The following is a 3,000-nucleotide window of genomic DNA, read 5'->3' as shown; positions in this document are numbered from 1 at the left end:
GCGTCCGCCTTACGCGGCCCCCTGTGCGACCGGCAACCGCCGCTGCCGCGCCGCCCGCACCTGCGCCCTTGCCCGTGCGCCTGACCGTCCCTGGCCTACGTCTAACCCGGCCCGTACCCACACTGACCCGCCCACCACTAGTCCAATTGGAGACGACGCAAAATGAGCGAGAACCCGCCCCCCGACCCCTACAACAGCCTGTGCTCCAGATGCGTACACTCGATGATCGAGGAATCGGAAATCCGTCACCACGGCACGAAAATTCCGCAAATTATCCTGCATTGTCTAAAAATAAACCAAGTGATCTGGTGGGCCCCCGACCACCTTTTCGGCCCGACCGACGCCCCGTGTCGCCTCCCGACGCGGTGCACCAGGTTTTTCGAGGGGGACACGTTCAACCCCTCGACGCCGCTGAATTTGTTTTAAGCCGCCCCAGCGACCGGATCGCTGAGGAAATCTCGCCGGGCCAACGATTCGAGGCAGGCTACGCCAATTTTATTGACGCACGCGTCGCGGACCGCGTCGACGAAATTCGTGCTCACGTTCACGACGGACGGCTGGCGCGCATTGCCGCCGCTGACGCGGCGTTGCGCGCTGCGCAGGCGACTGGCAACCGCGCAGCGATCCGCAGCGCGGAAATGGTGGCCGCAGGCGCACGACGCGTGTCTGCGCCCGACGCCGCCGAAATGCTCCGCGCGGCCGAGGCCAACGTCGCCGCAAAACTTCGCGCTTCGATGGCTCGATCGGACAAGGATGCGCAGGTTGAGCGCTCCACGGCTGCTCGCCCGGCGACAAACGGAAAATTTCCGCCGTTCGGCGGGATTTCGTGACGTGTGACGGTTTAAACCGTCACACGTCACGTACTATTGCTAGGAATCGCAATAGTTTGCCAAATACGAAAAGTCGGATTTTTTTGCGTGACGTGTGACGGTTTTACCGTGACGTGTGACGGTCGGAGGGCGTGACGTGTGACGGTCGAGAAGGTGGGAAACGGGGCAAAACAGCGCGCTCGGCGATATCGCGAAAACCTGTCGGCGCGAGGCGTCGCGTTGTTCCAGGTGGCGGCACCTGAATCGGCCCGTCCTCTTTTCCGGGAGGCTGCCGAGCTGATGGTCCGTGAAGACGACCCTCTCGCTCCACATGCGGCGTTCCGTAAAGTCGGTGGCGCCAATGATCCTGGCATGCAGATGATGGCCGAAGAGCTCGCGGCCACCCGCTTAGCCTCCCAAGCGGCCGCAGCGCGCGTTTTGGCCCTAGAAGCCGAACTAGACGTCGCTAAAAAGGCAACGACGATCGAACAAAAAAGAAGTGCGGCCATTGCCGCTAAGGCTCAGATCTCAGAAAAGGTCGCGGCAGATACCCAGAAGCGAGCAGAAGAGGCCCTAGGGCGGGCCAAAAAGGCCGAGACCGCCATTCGGCAGGTCAAAACTCTGCCTGGCCTCAAGGGCCGTCTGGTGCGCTGGCTGGCTGGTGATGTGCTGCCGGATTAGCTGGCCGGAATCGACCGTATTTGAGCAGGCGATTCGGACCTGCCCATAAAATAGCGTTTCCAGATTAAGAACAGACGATTTTACTGAGCACCGGTTTTGGGTAGGGAACCACGTTCCCAAGCGACAATCGCTTCTCCAGGAAAATCATTCCAATGGGGAGGCATTAACCACTCTCCTCGAAACCAAAACGCAACAGCAGGCCATGGTCGATGCTTAAGGCGGAACGTCATACAGTCGTTCTCGAAACGGCCAGGCGGAGGGGGTTCGATGTCGAGAGGGACCCATACGCTCATGGGATGTTCTTCTTTAGGAAGTTCTCTTTGAGAGGGTGTTCAAAATTTGTCCATTCAAAATCTTCCATGCCGATCGGTGGAAGCGGCCAGGGAAGGCCGAGGTTACGGGCGGCTATTTGTAATTGGTCTATGGGGGGCTTCTCTCTCCATGCGCTAAGCATTGTTTGGTGCTGCTGCACATACCAAGCGTAGCCATCGCGACCGCGTTCCAAAAGCGGCATCCAGCCATCATGCGTCACAAATCCAGGTTCTGCTAACCACCGCGCGGCGGTTTCTGGCTTTGGGCCATGCCAGTGCAGGATCGCCGCGTCTGGATTGGCACCCCAATAGGGTTTCCAGTTAAATCGATCCGGAAGCAGAAGGTAATCGAGTCCGACAAATTCCCGCAGCACCTCTTGGTCTAGGCCGAGGTGCATGTTGAGTGCAGTGAAATTTAAGAGATCATCTCGGCGAGCGCGCCAAGCAGCGACGTTCATAACCATAACGCCGCTATTCATGTCTCGAATCGTTCCCCGGTCGAACTGCGGGGCGGCGGCTAGAAACTCCGGTCGATAACCCCTGAAATCAAGGCGTTCTCCAAAGATCACGTCCGCATCAGTGTAGAGTACAAAATCATCGGAGTCGGCGAACAACGGAATATCAAACCGCAGAAACGCACCGCGTGCCACGGCTTGGTATGACGGATCGGATGAGTGCGCAGTTAATGCATCGATGAAGGATAGGCGGTGGTAATGGATCTTCACCCCAGCGTGCTCAAGTTCGACAGTCAGATCAGAAGGCTCCCCGTCATAGATAAAATGCGGTTCAAGGTCTGTGCGCTGAAGCGCCGAATGCACCGCGACGCGAATCAAGTCAGCCCAGCCGTGATCCTTCCGAAATTCCGTTTCTTGGCACCAGCAAAAGAACCATTTCATACTCGTCAGTCTTTCAAGGATATTTGGAATTATAGTATCAGAATCTCTGAATTATGGAAACTGCCGCGCAGTCACGGTGAAGTCATGGTTTAGTCCCGGATGCGCGGGCCGGACGGGGCTGTAGTCACAGGCGCGCGATGACTGGTCAAGACGCCCCGCCAGGTCCCCGCTAGATGCCCGCGAATACTTGCCGGAGAGGTCCGTGGCGATCACGGAAGCGCCTCACCCGGCCAAAAATTTTGATTTGTGATTTGGTCGTAGGTCCATGGGCAAACAATCGGAAACGCTGATTCGAGCAATCCT

At 57.9% G+C, this 3,000-nt stretch carries 3 protein-coding genes; 2 read left to right on the top strand and 1 reads right to left on the bottom strand.

All coding sequences use genetic code 11. The features are described 5' to 3' along the window. Positions 1 to 347 precede the first annotated feature (347 nt). Both B7X49_RS18440 and B7X49_RS18435 read left to right on the top strand, forming a co-directional pair. Positions 348 to 830, top strand: coding sequence for a hypothetical protein (locus tag B7X49_RS18440; protein WP_286840597.1), 483 nt, complete (start codon positions 348 to 350; stop codon positions 828 to 830). Positions 831 to 968: 138 nt separating this feature from the next. Then, a complete protein-coding gene (locus B7X49_RS18435) occupies positions 969 to 1,490 on the top strand; it encodes a hypothetical protein (RefSeq protein WP_286840595.1) in 522 nt (173 codons plus the stop codon). A 289-nt stretch (positions 1,491 to 1,779) separates the two neighbouring features. Here the strand turns inward: B7X49_RS18435 and B7X49_RS18430 are convergent, their stop codons facing one another. Further along, positions 1,780 to 2,697, bottom strand: coding sequence for a hypothetical protein (locus B7X49_RS18430; RefSeq protein WP_286840593.1), 918 nt, complete (start codon positions 2,695 to 2,697; stop codon positions 1,780 to 1,782). Between the last annotated feature and the right edge of the window lie 303 nt (positions 2,698 to 3,000).

The sequence above is a fragment of the Acidiphilium sp. 34-64-41 genome, assembly GCF_002282635.1.
Classification (GTDB): Bacteria; Pseudomonadota; Alphaproteobacteria; order Acetobacterales; family Acetobacteraceae; genus Acidiphilium; species Acidiphilium rubrum.
The sequence above is the reverse complement of the archived record's forward strand: the minus strand, read 5'-3'. Positions and strand labels throughout refer to the sequence as shown.

Bases quoted from the DNA above. Each gene is read 5' to 3' on its own strand.
- B7X49_RS18430 (WP_286840593.1), bottom strand. From the start codon at position 2,697: ATGAAATGGTTCTTTTGCTGGTGCCAAGAAACGGAATTTCGGAAGGAT.